This is a genomic window from Ruegeria sp. SCSIO 43209 (assembly GCF_019904295.1).
GTDB lineage: Bacteria > Pseudomonadota > Alphaproteobacteria > Rhodobacterales > Rhodobacteraceae > Ruegeria.
This window is the reverse complement of sequence record NZ_CP065359.1, coordinates 2,804,169-2,819,713: the sequence shown is the minus strand read 5'-3', so window position 1 is coordinate 2,819,713 and position 15,545 is coordinate 2,804,169. Positions and strand designations below refer to the sequence as shown.

Sequence of the window (15,545 nt, the reverse complement as noted above, 5' to 3'; positions counted from 1 at the left end):
GCCGGAGCAATGGCAATTCTCGACAAACACAAGATCCTCGAGACCAACGCGACCCTCCTGCTGATCTTCAGCTTTCTGGTCGTGACCATTGGTGGCATCGTACAGATCGCGCCCCTGTTCTATCTTGAGAACACCATCGAGAAGGTGGAGGGTATGCGCCCTTACACCCCTCTCGAACTGGCGGGGCGTGAGGTTTATCTGCGCGAAGGCTGCTATGTTTGCCACAGCCAGATGATCCGCCCGATGCGGGATGAGGTTGAACGTTATGGCCACTACTCGCTGGCGGCTGAATCCATGTATGATCATCCGTTCCAATGGGGGTCCAAACGCACCGGGCCGGATATTGCCCGCGTCGGTGGCCGGTATTCGGATCAATGGCAGGTGGACCACCTGCGCGATCCACAATCGGTGGTGCCGGAATCGGTGATGCCGAAATACGGCTTCCTTGAGGATCGTAAGCTAGACGGCAAGTATATCGGTGACATCATGGCGGCAAATGCCGTGGTCGGCACCCCGTATACCGACGAGATGCTTGAACAGGCGCAGGCCGATTTTCGGGCGCAGGCCGATCCGGACAGCGATTATGATGGATTGTTGGAACGCTATGGCGACAAGGTCAATGTGCGTAACTTTGACGGTCAGCCCGAGCTGACTGAAATGGATGCGTTGGTTGCTTACCTCCAGATGCTGGGCACGCTGGTCGATTTCTCGACCTTCACCCCGGACGCAAGCCGTTAAAGGAGGGTGTGATGGAACTATACACAATTCTAAGGCAGTTCGCGGATAGCTGGATGTTGCTGCTCCTGTTCTCGTTTTTTATTGGCATCATCATCTGGGTTTTCCGCCCTGGTGCCAGCAAGGAATACAAGGACACCGCCAACATCCCGTTCCGGCACGCTGATGCCCCAGCGCCCCGTCGGGGCGACGACAAACCCGCCACATCCAAGGAGGCGCGGCAATGAGTAAGACACCTGAAAAACAGCCGGGCGATCCTAACACCACGGGTCACAGCTGGGACGGAATCGAGGAATTCGATAATCCGATGCCACGCTGGTGGCTTTGGACCTTTTACGCGACCATCATTTGGGGCGTGATCTACACGATCATGTACCCCGCATGGCCCTTGGTTCAATCGGCAACCGCCGGTGTGCTGGGTTGGTCCTCGCGCGAGCTGGTGCAGCAGGAAATGGTCGCGTTCGAAGAAGCGAATGCGCCGTGGAATGCCAAGTTGGTGGAAACACCGCTGGAAGAAATCTCGGCCGACGCGGAGCTGCAACAATACGCAGTTAACTCTGGTGGCGCTGTGTTCCGAACCTGGTGCGCGCAGTGCCACGGATCGGGCGCGCAGGGTGCGCCGGGTTTCCCGAACCTGCTGGATGACGCCTGGCTGTGGGGCGGCTCGCTTGAGGATATCGAGTACACCATCGCCTATGGCATCCGGAACGAGGAAAGCGACGACGCGCGCTATTCCGAGATGCCGGCCTTTGGTGAGATCCTCGAAAAGGATGAGATCACTCAAGTGGTTCAATACGTCATGTCCCTGACTAACGCCCAGACCGATGACGCGGCGGCGCAGGCAGGCAAGGTTGTGTTCGAAGACAATTGCGCGGCTTGCCACGGTGATGACGGCAAAGGCGACGTTTCCCAGGGCGCGCCGAATCTGACCGATGCGATCTGGCTCTATGGTGGCAGCGAAGAGGCACTGACCGAGACGGTCACCTACAGCCGCTTCGGCGTCATGCCCCCGTGGGAAAACCGTCTGACCGACGCGCAGATCCGCGCTGTCACGGCCTATGTCCACCAGTTGGGTGGCGGTCAGTAAGGGTTAACAGAACACCTCCGGGCGGTCTCCCGCCCGAAGGTCTAGGCACCGGCTGTTCCATCTGTTCGCGCGTTTCCAGAACAGCCGGTGCCGATTTTCAAACAATAGGGCTGCAATCTCTGCCGGTCCAGATACGGCATTCAAACCAGTATCAAAGATCGTTCAGATTTACATCGCGCGGGTTTTCTCTCCACCAATGATGTTCGGGCAGCCAGCGCCGCTTGCGACGGCCCGGCTTTGGCGCATCGTAGATGTGAGGCGTATTGATGCGTGTCGCGTTCAAAAAAGATCTGGCGAATACGGTCAGCATGGTTTCCCTCCTGTGCAGAGTTGTTTCTGAGCTTTAAGATTGACCTTTCGCACGCCGAATGCGACTCAATTACCATTTCAACGTGTAAGCAGGGTTTACATATGGACTGGCTATCACTGCCGCCGTTGGCCTCTCTCAGGGCCTTTGCAGCCTTCGCTGAGAAGCGAAGTGTTGTCGAGGCCGGTGCTGCGCTCAATGTTAGCCACGCTGCAATCAGCCAGCAGCTTCGCGCGCTCGAGAAACATCTGGGCGCGGCTCTGCTGGAGCGAACGGGCAAAGCGCTGACACTTACCGCGGAAGGTGAGCATCTGGCCCGTGCCCTGCAGCTTGGATTTGGTGCGATCGAGGCTGCTGTGGGTGATCTGGCTCGCTCGGCTCAGGACCGCCCGGTTCATGTGTCGCTGACGTCTTCCTTCGCTGCATCTTGGCTGATGCCGCGACTGCCGAGTTTCCGCGCGACGCATCCCGACGTAAACCTGATTCTCGATCCAACCTTTGAGGTGGTCGAGCTGCAACCGGGTGGCGTGGATGTAGCGATCCGTTATGGCGCCGGCGGTTGGCCGGGGGTGGAGTGTGAAATGTTGTTGCAGACGCCGATGGTCATCGTCGCCTCACCCACACTATTGGGTAACAAAACCGATTGGTCCCCGGCAGAACTTGCGCAGTTGCCGTGGCTTGAGGAAATTGGCACGACTGAGGGGACAAAATGGCTGACTGAGCGAGGTGTCGGACCCGAACGCGGCGCGGGGCGTACACAGCTTCCCGGTAACCTGCTGCTGGATGGTTTGCGGTCTGGGCAAGGGGTCACCGTCACTGTGCGACAATTCGTCGAAGCGGACATCAATGCGGGCCGCGTCGTCGAACTCTTCGCCGAGCCGGATACGCGCGGGTATCATATAGTTACGCAAAAACAAGCTCTTAGGCGATCCGTGAAAATCTTCATCAACTGGCTGAGGCGCGAAGCGCGAAGCCAGCAGTAATTCACGCGTCTAAAGGTGTCTGCTCGATGCGCGTTTTGACCCATGTCAAAGTCCCTTGCCTCGTGATCTGGAAGAACACACACTCAGAATAGCCAGTTGCGGAGCCAGCCTGTGAGCGATTCCAATCCCACCCCCAGTCTCTACGCTGCCAGAGAGCCGATTTTCCCGAGACGTGTGTCCGGCCCGTTTCGCAATTTGAAATGGATCATCATGGCGGTGACGCTGGGCATTTACTATGTGACGCCTTGGATCAGGTGGGATCGCGGTCCAAGCCTTCCGGATCAGGCCGTTCTTCTGGATCTGGCGAACCGCCGCTTCTATTTCTTCTGGATCGAGATTTGGCCGCACGAGTTCTATTTTGTCGCTGGGCTGCTGATCATGGCAGGATTGGGTCTGTTCCTGTTCACCTCGGCGCTTGGGCGGGTCTGGTGCGGATATGCCTGCCCGCAGACGGTTTGGACGGACCTGTATATCCTTGTCGAGCGCTGGATCGAGGGCGACCGTAATGCGCGCCTGCGTCTGCACAGGCAGAAAAAGCTGGATTTCCGCAAGGCGCGGCTGCGCCTGACCAAGTGGGTCGCTTGGTTCTTCATCGGGCTCGCAACTGGTGGCGCCTGGGTTTTCTATTTTGCGGATGCACCAACTCTGGCGCGTGATCTGGTCACCGGAAACGCGCATCCAGTGGCCTATACGACGATGCTGATTCTGACCGGCACCACGTTTTTCTTCGGTGGCTTTGCACGCGAACAAATCTGCATCTATGCCTGCCCATGGCCGCGCATACAGGCCGCGATGATGGACGAGGATACCCTGGTCGTCGGATATCGCGAATGGCGGGGTGAACCACGCGGCAAAGGCAAACGTACGGCTGACAGCGAGCTGGGCGATTGCATCGATTGTATGGCTTGCGTCAATGTCTGTCCGGTAGGGATCGACATTCGAGACGGTCAGCAGCTGGAATGCATTACCTGTGCGCTTTGCATCGACGCCTGCGATGACATGATGGCCAAGATAGGCAAGCCCCGTGGTCTGATCGATTATATGGCGCTGAGTGATGAGGCCCGCGAACGCGAAGGTCAGCCACCCAAAAACGTTTGGAAACACATCCTGCGTCCGCGCACGATCCTGTACACGGCGCTATGGTCACTGGTCGGATTTGCACTGCTCTTTGCGCTGTTTATTCGTTCGGATATCGATTTGACGGTTGCGCCGGTGCGGAATCCGACTTTCGTTACCCTTTCAGATGGCACGATCCGTAACACCTATGATGTACGCCTGCGCAACAAACATGGCGAGGATCGGCCATTCAAACTGACGATTGCGGGCGATTCATCGCTGCAGATTGAAATCGAAGGTGTTGAAGGCGAGACTGTTAATGTCACTGCAGATACGGCACAATTGACCCGCGTCTATATCACCGCTCCGCAGGGTACTGCCCCTGCGGCGGCTGACAGCACCTCGGTTCGCATCTGGGTCGAAGATCTGAAAAGTGGTGAGCGAGCCTACAAGGATACCAGTTTCAACGGACGAGGAAGCTGAGAATGGCAGAACGTCAATTCACAGGCAAACACGCATTGGCGGTATTTGTCGCGGCCTTTGGCGTGATCATCGCGGTGAACCTTGTCTTGGCTTATAGTGCAATCAAGACCTTTCCGGGGCTTGAGGTGAAGAACTCCTATGTAGCCAGCCAGGAGTTCAATGAACGTTTGAAGGAACAGCAGGCCCTGGGTTGGAACATCAAGGCCGAGCTGACCGGAGGGCTGCTGGTGCTATACATAACCGATCAGACCGGTTCCCCTGTTGAAGTGGCAGATCTGCAGGCCGTGGTGGGGCGCGCCACCCATGTGAAGGAAGACTTCTCGCCGGACTTTACTTTTGATGGCATCGCCTATGCCGCTCCGGCTGCCCTGGGCGAAGGGAACTGGAACATTCGCCTTGTGGCCAAAGCAAAAGATGGTGCCGAGTTCGCGCAACGTGTGCCCCTGTATGTGAAAGGTTAGAGATGGTTGCGCAAGCCACTCCATCTCGGGCAGCCTGTCCTGGCTGCATCGCAGCCCCGGCGGAAGCGGCGCGGCCAATCCCAGAGGATGTGCAGATCGCGCTGTCGCTGCCGGGCATCCACTGCTCGGCCTGCATCTCTACGGTCGAGCGTGAGTTGAATGCCCATCCCGGCGTTGAAGACGCGCGGGTCAATCTCACGCTGAAACGCGCGATGATCAAGGCGGCACCGGATACGCGCGCCGATGATCTGATCCCGGTGTTGGAGCGCGCTGGCTTTGAAGCCCACGAACTGGATCCGGGTGCGCTTTCGGCTACGCAAACCGATAAGACCGGGCGCGATCTGCTGATGCGGTTGGCAGTGGCGGGTTTTGCTTCGATGAACGTGATGCTGTTATCGGTGTCGGTCTGGTCCGGCGCCACCGATGCGACGCGCGACATGTTCCATTGGATATCGGCGGCGATTGCGCTGCCTGCAATCGCATTCTCGGCCCAGCCTTTCTTTTCCAACGCCTGGAGCGCGCTGCGCGTACGCCGGTTGAATATGGATGTGCCGATTGTTTTGGCGATACTGCTGGCTCTGGTCACGTCGCTTTGGGAAACTGCACTCAGCGGTGAACATGCTTATTTCGACGCGGCTTTGACCCTGACATTCTTCCTGCTAGCGGGCAGGTATTTGGACTATCGCACCCGTGCCGCGGCACGTTCGGCTGCCGAAGAACTAACCGCGCTGGAGGTCCCGCGCGCCATCCGGCTAGTGGATGGGACCGAAGCGGAAGTGGCGGTGGCGAGCCTTAACGTGGGTGATCTGATTCTGATGCGCCCCGGAGGGCGTATGCCAGTGGATGGCGAAATCATCTCGGGCCAGTCCGAGTTGGACCGGTCGCTGCTGACCGGGGAAACCCTCCCGGTCTTTGCCGAGGCCGGGCTGAACGTCAGTGCTGGTGAGGTTAACCTGACCGGCCCTCTGACCATCCGTGCGACGGCAGTCGGGGAAGATACCTCGCTGCACCGTATGGCGGATCTGGTAGCCATCGCTGAATCGGGCCGATCACGGTATACCTCGCTGGCAGACAAGGCGGCCAAGCTTTATGCGCCGGGGGTGCATATACTGTCCGCGCTCAGCTTCTTAGGATGGTATATTTATTCGGGCGATATCCGGACGGCGCTGAATATCGCTGCGGCGGTTTTGATCATCACATGTCCCTGCGCGCTGGGCTTGGCAGTGCCGGCGGTAACCACTGCAGCATCAGGCCGATTGTTCCGCAGTGGCATGCTGATCAAACACGCGACCGCGTTAGAACGGTTGGCCGAAGTGGATACGGTGGTGTTCGATAAGACCGGAACCCTCACATCCGGTGCGCCTGAGTTGACCAACCTTGGTGATCATTCGCGTACCGATTTGCAAGTGGCTCTGGCATTGGCCGAAGCGTCTTCGCACCCCTTGTCTCTTGCCCTTGCAAAGGCTGCGCGTGAGGCCGGGATCAAGCCTGCCAAGTTGCACGATGTTGTTGAGGTGCCGGGATATGGCACAGAGGGTGTTTACCGTGATCAGCAGGTCCGGCTGGGTCGAGCGGCCTGGGTCGGCGGCGAAGATGGTGAGCAGACCGCAGCCTGGCTCGCAATTGGATCGCAGACGCCATCGCGCTTTACTTTTACCGACAGTCTGCGCGCAGGCGCTGCCGAGGCGATTGCGGCTTTCCGCGCTGCTGGCAAAGACGTCATCCTGATTTCCGGCGATACGCAAGGCGCGGTTCAGGCCTTGGCGGGCAAGCTTGGCATTGAGAACTGGATCGCCCAGGCCTTGCCTCAAGACAAAGCCGCCAAGGTGCAGCAGCTGAGTGATCAGGGTCGGCACGTTCTGATGGTCGGCGATGGGCTGAACGATACGGCGGCATTGGCGGCGGCGCATGTGTCGATTTCTCCGGCCAGCGCCTTGGATGCCGCGCGGGTGGCGTCGGATATCGTGCTACTGGGCAATGATCTGTCCCCAATCGCTGAGGCTTGCGATACAGCCGTCAGGGCGACCCGTCGGATTCGCGAGAATTTCCGGATCGCCACTGTCTATAACATCATCGCGGTCCCGCTGGCCGTTGCCGGGTTGGCGACACCCCTTATTGCGGCATTGGCGATGTCGACCTCGTCGATTACCGTGTCGTTGAACGCCTTGCGGCTGAGGTAACTCTGATGGAAGTGCTTGCCTATCTGATCCCGATTTCCCTGCTTTTGGGCGGGGTTGGCTTGGTTGCGTTTATCTACACGGTCCGCTCGAACCAATATGAGGATCCGGAAGGCGATGCGCGCCGTATCCTAAGCGACGAATGGGATGACAAGCCCAAGCCCTGACAGAGGCGTCAACAGCCCTTGAAATTGCCGCAATGCCCGGCTATGTCCGGCCCATCCGCTAGAAGAGAGATTGTAGCCTCATGGCAACCTTAAACCCGATCCAGTTCATTCAGCAGGTCCGCGCCGAAGTCGCAAAGGTCGTCTGGCCGACCCGTCGTGAGGTTCTGTTGACCACGGTCATGGTGTTCATCATGGCTGCGCTGACGGCTGTGTTCTTTGCGCTGGTTGATCTGGGCATTCGCGGCGGTCTGCAACTGGTACTCGGCGCGTTTAGCTAAGCCGGTTTGGGCAAGCTGAAACGCGACTGCCCCCTTGCACAGCTTGCGATGTCAGAGTAGGTGACATGACTATTCGGAATGGGCGTGCGGCGAATCGGGCTGCGCGCCGCTTTTTATTCCGGGTGACGCAATAGGATTTCAACGAAGGGCGCGATGCGTCGCAGCCCAAAGGCAAACAAGGACGACAGGTTCATGGCGAAACGGTGGTATTCGGTCAGCGTTCTTTCGAATTTCGAAAAGAAGATCGCAGAGCAGATCCGCACGTCGGTGGCTGAGCAGGGCCTTGAAGACGATATCGACGAGGTTCTGGTGCCCACCGAAGAGGTGATCGAAGTGCGCCGGGGCAAGAAGGTCACCACCGAACGTCGCTTTATGCCGGGTTACGTGCTGGTACACATGGAAATGTCGGATCAGGGCTATCACCTGATCAACTCGATCAATCGCGTTACCGGCTTCCTGGGCCCTCAGGGCCGCCCGATGCCGATGCGCGACGCCGAGGTGAACCAGATCCTCAACCGCGTTCAGGAAGGTGAAGAAGCGCCCAAGCTGATGATCAGCTTCGAGGTCGGCGAGAAGGTCAAGGTCAACGACGGCCCGTTCGAGGATTTCGACGGCATGGTCGAAGGTGTGGACGACGAGAACCAGAAACTGAAAGTTTCGGTTTCGATCTTTGGCCGAGAAACACCGGTCGAGCTGGACTTTACGCAGGTCACCAAGCAGAGCTGATTGGTTTCCATCGAACCATCGTTTGGGGTGCCTTATGGGCACCCTTTTTACGTTTGGGGCGTGCTCATCTGCCAGACAGTTTGATCCTCACCAAAACCTTTAAGTGATACAGTTCCGACCGGTTCGCAGAGTTTCGGGAGAAATGCTGCGGCTGTATCCGAAAGGACATGGTCGCAATCCAAGTCTGTGGCCGCCGCTACAAGTCTAGCCGCCAAATTGACGTCGGGACCGATGGCCGTGAAATCCAGCCGATCCCCACCACCTACATTTCCATAGTGGAAGCGACCATGATGAATTGCAGTGCGCACGCCAAGCTTATGCTGGAAATCGGCCTCGGCCAGCGACGCCACACCCTCGCGCACCGCTGCGATGGCGGCCTGAATCTGCACCTTTGGCGGAAGATCCGTGCTGGTTGGGAAGATGGCAAAAAAGCCGTCGCCCATGAACTTCAGAAGCTCTCCGCCGTGGTCCATGACCGACGGGACAAGGCAATCAAACGTGTCATTCAGCAGCCGGACCAGCGTATCGCCGGAAACCGAATTCGAAAGGCGGGTAAATCCCTTGAGATCCGCAAACAGGATAACGGCCTCGATTTTGCTGCCATCACCGCGATGTATTTTACCGTCCAGAATGTGTGCACCACTGTTGCGGCCGACATAGGTCGACAGCAGGTAGGTCGCGTCGAGCCGTAACATATAGGTCTCGGTCAGGCGGGCGAGCGGACCGCGAACCCGGTTCAGGATCGCCAGATCACTCTCTGAAAACCCACCGGGCGTGGCACTTGACCAGGTGCAGACATGGGTATCGCCGTTGAGATAGATCAGCGGTTGCGCCAGGTAATCGGTGAAGCCCTGCTCGCGCAATTCGCCGACAATGATGTAATCCTCGGGGCAGTTGGGGTCTTCCAGGTGGCGGCGGATGGATTGCTGACGCTCGATCACATGCGGCAGGGGGTTATCGGTGTAGATCGCCTCGGTGAACAATTGAGACGGCGCGTCGACCCGGTCGACTCCAGCGCCCGCTTTCCACAGGAAACGTCGACCCATCAGATTGGGATGCAGCGTCCAGATGAACAAACCGAACCGGTCGATGGCGACACCGGCATCCAGCAGACGGGTGCAGATACCTTCGATGATATCGACCGCATTTCCAGCTGGGCGGGCACCGTCAACCATCCACTCGATCAAAGCGTCGATCTTGTCATGTTTTGAGATCGGTTCCGGTGGGGTCGGCATAATGGCACCCTCAATATAGAACGCCGCGATGCAAACTGACACCGCGGCGTTATTTGTATCAGCCTCGCAGTGGCTGAAACGACTGAGTGCGCGACTTACTGCGCTTGAACCATAGCCGCACGCAACAGTTGCGGGCGGTCGGTCTGGGACGGCAGGAAGACGGCTTGCGAACCGGCATCCAGTGCCGAAAGGCTGGCATCATACCACTGCATAGCAAGATCGCGACGCTGTTGCACACCGAAGCCTTCGCGCAGATGGTGGCCGATCAACTCTCCATAGGCAGGCTCACCCATCGCGACTAGCATCAATGCAGAACCGACTGCCGTGTCCATGTTGTCCTGACGGTAGCCCATCGACAGGCAGACCTTGCTTGTCGCTGCAAGATCAGCGGGGCTGAGGCCCGAGTCCAGCGCAAGCTTGCGTACCTGGGTTTCAGCTTCTGCCTTCGAGCTGATCGAAAGCGCATCAACTTGCGGTGCCAACATTTCGCCGTACGAGTCGCATTGTGCGCTCACCTGATCCGGCGTCAGCCCCTGGATATCCGCCATCAGATCTTCGCCACGCGCCATTGCATAGCTGCGAGCAAGGCAGAACTGTTCGCTGAGGGCAAAATCGGCATCCGTCATATTTGACAGCGTCGTGTAGCCCCCGTTTGTCGAGGTCTGCAGCATCACCCCGCTACACCGATTGGCCAGCGATGGGCCGCCGGTCCCGCCGGAAAACAGGCTTGGCAGGCTGGCAGAGGCGGTTTCAGTTGTATTGGCCTCGGGCTCTGGTTCCTGAGCTTGAGGAACCACAACCGGAATCGTGGTTGCTGGGGCTTGTGCTGGTGCCTGAGGGGCGGCAGCCAGGGCAGAGCCGGTTTGTATCTGCCGGCGGTATTCCATCAAAAGCGGTTGGCCTGCGAGTTGAGTTGTCGTCTGACCGCCGCTTGTCGCCCAGTAATAGGCCTGCATCAGGAAGTCGCGCTGATAGGGCTGGAAGTCATAGCCATTCACGGGGTAGCCCATCGAGACCTGATAGCGTTCGATCGCAGACCGTGTGCCACGACCGACTTGACCATCAACGCGACCCGCATTGTAGCCGAAATAGTTGAGCGCGGTCTGGGTTTGCGCCCCTTGTGTGGTCGACGGAATTCCGGGGCGATAGGTGCGTGTTGTTGTTGACCTCGTCCGGGCTTGCTGTTTTCTCTGCTGATCCCGGCCGATAGCGTAGCCGATGACGCCACCAACCACAGCACCGCCCAGTATCTCGCCAGCATCGGCCCGCGCGGTCTGAGGAGAAGACGCCGCAAATGACAGCGCGATGCCAACTGTTATTAATAAACGAATGATCATAATTAACCTCCACCAAAAATACTAATTTCGTCGAGTATAGCACAGCTGCGAGTATTGAGGTGAGGGGGGTGGCGGAAACCCGACCATCCCGCAACCACCGCGCAGATTCTGCATTGATATTAATTTCTTAAGAGTTGTCAGTCGCACCTTGTTAGTAACGATCTGTACGCCGTGAGCGTATAAGACCCACTTGGGGGCTTGATTCGATGTGTGAGAGCAGGGCAGGCGACTTGCCAACCCCGCCGTTCCGCTGTAAGTGCCGCCCCTATCGTCTTCGGGCGAGATTCTCTCGTGGGAGGTTGCTGGGATCGCGATCCCGGATCGGACCACGCAACATAGTCTGGGTGAAACGCGTTTCACCTAAGTTGAAAGGAAAACCAAATGGCCAAGAAGCTTGCTGGTACAATGAAGCTGCAGGTTCCTGCAGGTCAGGCGAACCCGTCGCCGCCAGTTGGTCCGGCGCTGGGTCAGCGCGGCATCAACATCATGGAATTCTGCAAGGCGTTCAACGCCAAGACCGCAGACATGGAGCCCGGCGCTCCGTGCCCGACCGTGATCACCTACTATCAGGACAAGTCCTTCACCATGGACATCAAGACGCCGCCCGCGTCTTACTACCTGAAAAAAGCGGCTGGTCTGAAGCCGGTTGGCAAGCGGAACCGTCCTCGTGGTGCGGAAAACCCAGGTCGTGAGACCGTGGCAACCGTGACCTCGAAGCAGGTTCGTGAAATCGCCGAAGCCAAAATGAAAGATCTGAACGCCAACGACGTCGAAGGCGCAATGCAGATCATCCTGGGCTCGGCCCGCTCTATGGGCATCGAGGTGAAGTAAGATGGCAAAACTCGGTAAACGTACCCGCGCTGCGCGCGAAGCTGTCGCTGGCAAGGAAAACCTGTCGGTCGAAGAAGCTGTTTCGCTGGTCAAAGGCAATGCGACCTCGAAATTCGACGAGACCATCGAAATCGCTCTGAACCTCGGCGTTGACACTCGTCATGCAGACCAGATGGTTCGCGGCGTTGTTGGCCTTCCGAACGGTACCGGCAAAGCGATGCGCGTTGCTGTATTTGCTCGTGGCCCCAAGGCAGACGAAGCGAAAGAAGCGGGCGCAGATATCGTTGGCGCGGAAGACCTGATGGAAACCATTCAGGGCGGCACCATCGAATTTGATCGCTGCATTGCAACCCCGGACATGATGCCGATCGTCGGTCGTTTGGGTAAAGTTCTGGGCCCCCGCAACCTGATGCCGAACCCCAAAGTTGGCACCGTGACCATGGACGTGAAAGCGGCTGTGGAAGCAGCAAAAGGTGGTGAAGTTCAGTTCAAGGCGGAAAAAGGCGGCGTTGTGCACGCCGGTGTTGGCAAAGCGTCCTTCGACGAAGCCAAGCTGGTCGAAAACGTCCGTGCCTTCATCTCGGCTGTTGCGAAGGCCAAACCGTCGGGTGCCAAAGGCACCTATATGAAGAAAATCGCGCTGAGCTCGACCATGGGCCCGGGTGTGACTCTGGACGTGGCGGCTGCTGCGGGCGAATAAGCCTTAGCGTTTAGCTGTGAGAACTTGATCCCGGGTAGTGAGAACTGCTCGGGATTTTTATTGCGTGCCACATGAGAAACAGGCTGTAGCTGTGTGATAGCGTGGTTGCTTGCACATCAATTGAAATCTTGAAGTTTTGCCAATTTCAAACCCGGTTACAGCTACGCTGACTAAAAAGCAGCGATACGCACAAACATAGATTCAATGCCTCAGCAGCGGTGGCTAAAGAAGCGATTGAACTAGGGGGTGCGGTCTGACACAGTTCCCCCATTGTCGTGTAGTAGCTGTTAGAGAATACCCATCAATGAACCAAAATATTCGTCAGAAATCACTTCCAGAAGATCGACGCGCCTTTTGGGACCAGTTTTATGCGAAATCGGCAGGGTCATGGGAGCTTACCTTGCCGTCGCAATTCGCAGCGTTTGTGGCAAATGAGATTGATCGGCAGTCACATGTCATTGACGTAGGGTGTGGGAATGCCCGTGACAGTTTTTTCTTTTCGCGACACGGGTTCAAAGTGACCGGCATGGATGCGTCTGAGGCAGCGATTGCGTCAGCGCAAAAGCATGCACAAAAGCAGGGCGGAGACGATCTTGAATTTGTTCGGACCAATCTCAAAGATGGATTGGTTGAACGGGTGTTGTCCGAGCGACGATCTGAAACCGTTTGCGTTTACGCTCGGTTCTTTTTGCATGCGATCACAGATGATGAAGAGGATGCTCTGATCCGGGCGCTGCGGAGCGGGTGCAGGCCTGGCGATGTCGTAGCGTTCGAATATCGAACGTTGGCGGACCGAGCCACAACGAAAATTGCGGCGCCGCATTTCCGGCGTTACGTAAGTGCGACGGATCTGGATGCCAAAATGGAAGCCTCCGAATTCCGAAAATGCTATGGTGTAGAAGGCGGAGGCTTCGCAAAATATAAAACAGAAGATGCGATCGTAGCCCGCGCGATCTATGAAAAGACCCAATGACCGAAGCAGAATTGATCAAGGAGCTCGCGTCGCTTCGCGAGCATGTTTTTACGCATGCTGCGGCCCAAACGGCACTACCACGACCTCGCAAAACGCGCCTTGCGGTTGAGGCGCTAAAGGATCCCATAATGCGCTTGGAGAACCAGTCGCTCTATGATGATTGGGAAGAGACATTTCTTCTTTTGTGCTGCCACAGAAGATTAAAGCCTGCCCGGACGCACGGTAGGCTGAAGCATATGGAAATTCGCTATGCAGAACAGGGTATGGAGGCGCGCTTTGCCTCGTTTTTTGAGCGCGTGAAGCAGACGCTACACCCCGATTACATTACACCACATGGCTATAACAGAACATTCGGAGAAAAGGCTGGCGATGATATCTTTTCAAAACTTGACGCCGAGCTTGAACCCGTAATTCGTTTAGGGAAGCCGATCATTCTATACGCTGGCGCGTTGTTGGGTCTCGTTCGAGAGGGTGGATTGATTGGTCACGACGACGATGTCGATTTTGCAGTGCATCTGGGTGAGTCTACGCTTGAAGGCGTCGCTGAAAAATGGATTGATTATCAGCGAGAGTTGCTCGCCAATGAGTGCCTGGATACCAATTCGTTAAAGCGTAATATACCAATCTTCAAAGTTAAAAATAATTTGGGTATTGATATAGATCTATTTCCGGCGTGGACGGAAAACGGGCGCTTTAGCGTGTACCCGTACTCACTCAACGACTTGCCGGAAAGCGCGATTTTCCCGCTAAAATCACTTAATGGTGGGGAAATCATGCTGCCGCAGGACGCGCCAGCATTGCTGGCTCAGAGTTACGGTGAAAACTGGCGAATACCGGACCCGCTTTTTCATTTCCGTTGGCGGACTGCGCGCCGCAAGTTTGCACCTATGCTTCGGCACGACTTTACCGGCGGTTGAAAGCGCCCCGCCACCGTGCCCTCAAGCAGCGACCGCATTTGCACGATAGCGGTTAGTCGGCAGAATGCTTGGCTAGCTCTGCGCACAGATATTGAGCGATGTCTTAGCAGGCGTGTAGCTATGGTGCGCGCAGCGAAATCCGCAAGCCTTAGTGTCGGCTCGTTTTCTGGAAACCGAGATGCCTCAGAACAGTTTCAACTATGTCGCAGCCCCTGCGCGGGCGGTGCAAGTCGCCTAAATTTACCTCTTGGAAACCCGGCCTATCTGTCCTAAGTAGACCTGCGGAATAAAGCGTGCGATTCGTCGTGCGCTTTATTTTGTTTCGTCCAAGACGGTGGGTGGGTTCATCTGGCCCCTTAATTCCCTGCCTGAGACGGGTAAGACCAAAGAATTCTGAGGGTCACGATCCTCGGGCGCATTTTGGCCAATCCCGTAACAACGGACCTGAACGCCGGAGCGAAAGCTGCGGCAAATATGAGCCGGGGTGAGATATCGCCCCTAACTTGGAGAGAACTGTGGATAGAGCCCAGAAAGAGAAAGTGGTCGAGGAACTCGGCCAAATCTTCGAAAGCTCTGGCGTCGTAGTGGTTTCGCACTACGCCGGTCTGACAGTTGCCGAGATGCAGGACCTTCGCGCACGTGCTCGTGACGCGGGTGGTGCCGTGCGTGTTGCCAAGAACAGGCTCGCCAAAATCGCCCTTGAGGGTAAGCCGTGTGAAAGCATGGCCGACCTGCTGACAGGGATGACCGTTCTGACCTATTCCGAGGACCCCGTGGCAGCTGCCAAGGTGGCCGAGGACTTCGCCAAGGATAACAAGAATTTTGAGATCCTCGGCGGTGCAATGGGCGAGAACGCTCTGGACCGCAAAGGCGTCGAAACAGTTTCGAAAATGCCGTCTCGTGAAGAGCTTATTGCTTCGATCGTTGGCTGCATTGGCGCACCTGCTTCGAACATCGCCGGCGCGATTGGCGCACCTGCAAGCAACATCGCAAGCATCCTTTCCACCATCGAAGAGAAGGCGGAAGCTGCGTAAGCGGTTGGCACTGAATGATCTGCGTAGGGGAACCACCCTGACGTTGGAACACACACTG

General features: G+C 57.1%; 18 protein-coding genes. 15 read left to right on the top strand and 3 right to left on the bottom strand.

Annotation, left to right across the window (positions count from 1 at the left end):
• Positions 1-9: 9 nt before the first annotated feature.
• From ccoO to ccoP, 3 genes are read left to right on the top strand one after another with little or no spacing between them, the layout of a single operon-like run.
• On the top strand, positions 10-738 hold the full coding sequence (gene ccoO, locus I5192_RS14115) for a cytochrome-c oxidase, cbb3-type subunit II (protein WP_170398627.1): 729 nt from the start codon (positions 10-12) through the stop codon (positions 736-738).
• A gap of 11 nt (positions 739-749) precedes the next feature.
• Complete coding sequence (locus tag I5192_RS14110; RefSeq protein WP_170398624.1) at positions 750-962, top strand: cbb3-type cytochrome c oxidase subunit 3; 213 nt, start codon at positions 750-752, stop codon at positions 960-962.
• Positions 959-1,822 (top strand): cytochrome-c oxidase, cbb3-type subunit III, encoded by an 864-nt coding sequence (ccoP, locus tag I5192_RS14105; RefSeq protein WP_223117104.1) that lies wholly within the window; start codon positions 959-961, stop codon positions 1,820-1,822. The genes I5192_RS14110 and ccoP overlap by 4 nt, the downstream gene beginning before the upstream one ends.
• A 151-nt stretch (positions 1,823-1,973) precedes the next feature.
• Here ccoP and I5192_RS14100 read toward each other — a convergent pair whose 3' ends face one another.
• The gene (locus tag I5192_RS14100; RefSeq protein WP_170398617.1) at positions 1,974-2,132 is read right to left on the bottom strand and encodes a hypothetical protein; all 159 of its coding nucleotides are present in this window, start codon (positions 2,130-2,132) and stop codon (positions 1,974-1,976) included.
• 101 nt (positions 2,133-2,233) lie between these two features.
• Between I5192_RS14100 and I5192_RS14095 the strand changes: the two genes are divergently transcribed.
• The 7 genes from I5192_RS14095 (at position 2,234) to nusG (ending at position 8,460) form a co-directional block, all read left to right on the top strand.
• On the top strand, positions 2,234-3,112 hold the full coding sequence (locus I5192_RS14095; protein ID WP_223117103.1) for a LysR family transcriptional regulator: 879 nt from the start codon (positions 2,234-2,236) through the stop codon (positions 3,110-3,112).
• 111 nt (positions 3,113-3,223) lie between these two features.
• A complete protein-coding gene (ccoG, locus tag I5192_RS14090; RefSeq protein WP_223117102.1) occupies positions 3,224-4,651 on the top strand; it encodes a cytochrome c oxidase accessory protein CcoG in 1,428 nt (475 codons plus the stop codon).
• Positions 4,652-4,653: 2 nt separating this feature from the next.
• Positions 4,654-5,112, top strand: coding sequence for a FixH family protein (locus tag I5192_RS14085; RefSeq protein ID WP_223117101.1), 459 nt, complete (start codon positions 4,654-4,656; stop codon positions 5,110-5,112).
• Between the two features lie 2 nt (positions 5,113-5,114).
• Positions 5,115-7,292, top strand: coding sequence for a heavy metal translocating P-type ATPase (locus tag I5192_RS14080; protein ID WP_223117100.1), 2,178 nt, complete (start codon positions 5,115-5,117; stop codon positions 7,290-7,292).
• Between the two features lie 5 nt (positions 7,293-7,297).
• Entirely contained in the window at positions 7,298-7,456 is a 159-nt protein-coding gene (ccoS, locus tag I5192_RS14075) for a cbb3-type cytochrome oxidase assembly protein CcoS (protein ID WP_074737762.1), read from the top strand.
• Positions 7,457-7,536: 80 nt separating this feature from the next.
• Positions 7,537-7,734, top strand: a complete 198-nt coding sequence (gene secE / locus I5192_RS14070) for a preprotein translocase subunit SecE (protein WP_170398600.1) — start codon at positions 7,537-7,539, stop codon at positions 7,732-7,734.
• 192 nt (positions 7,735-7,926) lie between these two features.
• Positions 7,927-8,460, top strand: coding sequence for a transcription termination/antitermination protein NusG (gene nusG, locus I5192_RS14065; RefSeq protein WP_152459924.1), 534 nt, complete (start codon positions 7,927-7,929; stop codon positions 8,458-8,460).
• Between the two features lie 47 nt (positions 8,461-8,507).
• Here nusG and I5192_RS14060 read toward each other — a convergent pair whose 3' ends face one another.
• Together I5192_RS14060 and I5192_RS14055 are read right to left on the bottom strand one after the other, a co-directional pair.
• A complete protein-coding gene (locus I5192_RS14060) occupies positions 8,508-9,695 on the bottom strand; it encodes an adenylate/guanylate cyclase domain-containing protein (RefSeq protein ID WP_223117099.1) in 1,188 nt (395 codons plus the stop codon).
• A gap of 95 nt (positions 9,696-9,790) precedes the next feature.
• Complete coding sequence (locus tag I5192_RS14055) at positions 9,791-11,032, bottom strand: peptidoglycan-binding domain-containing protein (protein ID WP_170398593.1); 1,242 nt, start codon at positions 11,030-11,032, stop codon at positions 9,791-9,793.
• A gap of 381 nt (positions 11,033-11,413) precedes the next feature.
• Between I5192_RS14055 and rplK the strand changes: the two genes are divergently transcribed.
• From rplK to rplJ, 5 genes are all read left to right on the top strand, one after another.
• Positions 11,414-11,863 (top strand): 50S ribosomal protein L11, encoded by a 450-nt coding sequence (gene rplK / locus I5192_RS14050; protein WP_010440985.1) that lies wholly within the window; start codon positions 11,414-11,416, stop codon positions 11,861-11,863.
• A gap of 1 nt (position 11,864) precedes the next feature.
• Complete coding sequence (gene rplA, locus I5192_RS14045; protein ID WP_010440987.1) at positions 11,865-12,563, top strand: 50S ribosomal protein L1; 699 nt, start codon at positions 11,865-11,867, stop codon at positions 12,561-12,563.
• A 304-nt stretch (positions 12,564-12,867) separates the two neighbouring features.
• Positions 12,868-13,536, top strand: a complete 669-nt coding sequence (locus tag I5192_RS14040; RefSeq protein ID WP_223117098.1) for a bifunctional 2-polyprenyl-6-hydroxyphenol methylase/3-demethylubiquinol 3-O-methyltransferase UbiG — start codon at positions 12,868-12,870, stop codon at positions 13,534-13,536.
• Positions 13,533-14,453, top strand: coding sequence for a hypothetical protein (locus tag I5192_RS14035; RefSeq protein WP_170596849.1), 921 nt, complete (start codon positions 13,533-13,535; stop codon positions 14,451-14,453). Before I5192_RS14040 ends, I5192_RS14035 begins: the two co-directional genes overlap by 4 nt.
• 515 nt (positions 14,454-14,968) lie before the next feature.
• The gene (rplJ, locus tag I5192_RS14030; RefSeq protein WP_010441181.1) at positions 14,969-15,487 is read left to right on the top strand and encodes a 50S ribosomal protein L10; all 519 of its coding nucleotides are present in this window, start codon (positions 14,969-14,971) and stop codon (positions 15,485-15,487) included.
• Positions 15,488-15,545: the final 58 nt, after the last annotated feature.

Bases quoted from the DNA above. Each gene is read 5' to 3' on its own strand.
- ccoS (WP_074737762.1), top strand. From the start codon at position 7,298: ATGGAAGTGCTTGCCTATCTGATCCCGATTTCCCTGCTTTTGGGCGGG.
- I5192_RS14110 (WP_170398624.1), top strand. From the start codon at position 750: ATGGAACTATACACAATTCTAAGGCAGTTCGCGGATAGCTGGATGTTG.
- secE (WP_170398600.1), top strand. From the start codon at position 7,537: ATGGCAACCTTAAACCCGATCCAGTTCATTCAGCAGGTCCGCGCCGAA.
- I5192_RS14055 (WP_170398593.1), bottom strand. From the start codon at position 11,032: ATGATCATTCGTTTATTAATAACAGTTGGCATCGCGCTGTCATTTGCG.
- I5192_RS14040 (WP_223117098.1), top strand. From the start codon at position 12,868: ATGAACCAAAATATTCGTCAGAAATCACTTCCAGAAGATCGACGCGCC.
- I5192_RS14035 (WP_170596849.1), top strand. From the start codon at position 13,533: ATGACCGAAGCAGAATTGATCAAGGAGCTCGCGTCGCTTCGCGAGCAT.
- I5192_RS14060 (WP_223117099.1), bottom strand. From the start codon at position 9,695: ATGCCGACCCCACCGGAACCGATCTCAAAACATGACAAGATCGACGCT.
- rplK (WP_010440985.1), top strand. From the start codon at position 11,414: ATGGCCAAGAAGCTTGCTGGTACAATGAAGCTGCAGGTTCCTGCAGGT.
- I5192_RS14100 (WP_170398617.1), bottom strand. From the start codon at position 2,132: ATGCTGACCGTATTCGCCAGATCTTTTTTGAACGCGACACGCATCAAT.
- I5192_RS14095 (WP_223117103.1), top strand. From the start codon at position 2,234: ATGGACTGGCTATCACTGCCGCCGTTGGCCTCTCTCAGGGCCTTTGCA.
- I5192_RS14085 (WP_223117101.1), top strand. From the start codon at position 4,654: ATGGCAGAACGTCAATTCACAGGCAAACACGCATTGGCGGTATTTGTC.
- ccoO (WP_170398627.1), top strand. From the start codon at position 10: ATGGCAATTCTCGACAAACACAAGATCCTCGAGACCAACGCGACCCTC.
- I5192_RS14080 (WP_223117100.1), top strand. From the start codon at position 5,115: ATGGTTGCGCAAGCCACTCCATCTCGGGCAGCCTGTCCTGGCTGCATC.
- ccoP (WP_223117104.1), top strand. From the start codon at position 959: ATGAGTAAGACACCTGAAAAACAGCCGGGCGATCCTAACACCACGGGT.
- rplA (WP_010440987.1), top strand. From the start codon at position 11,865: ATGGCAAAACTCGGTAAACGTACCCGCGCTGCGCGCGAAGCTGTCGCT.
- nusG (WP_152459924.1), top strand. From the start codon at position 7,927: ATGGCGAAACGGTGGTATTCGGTCAGCGTTCTTTCGAATTTCGAAAAG.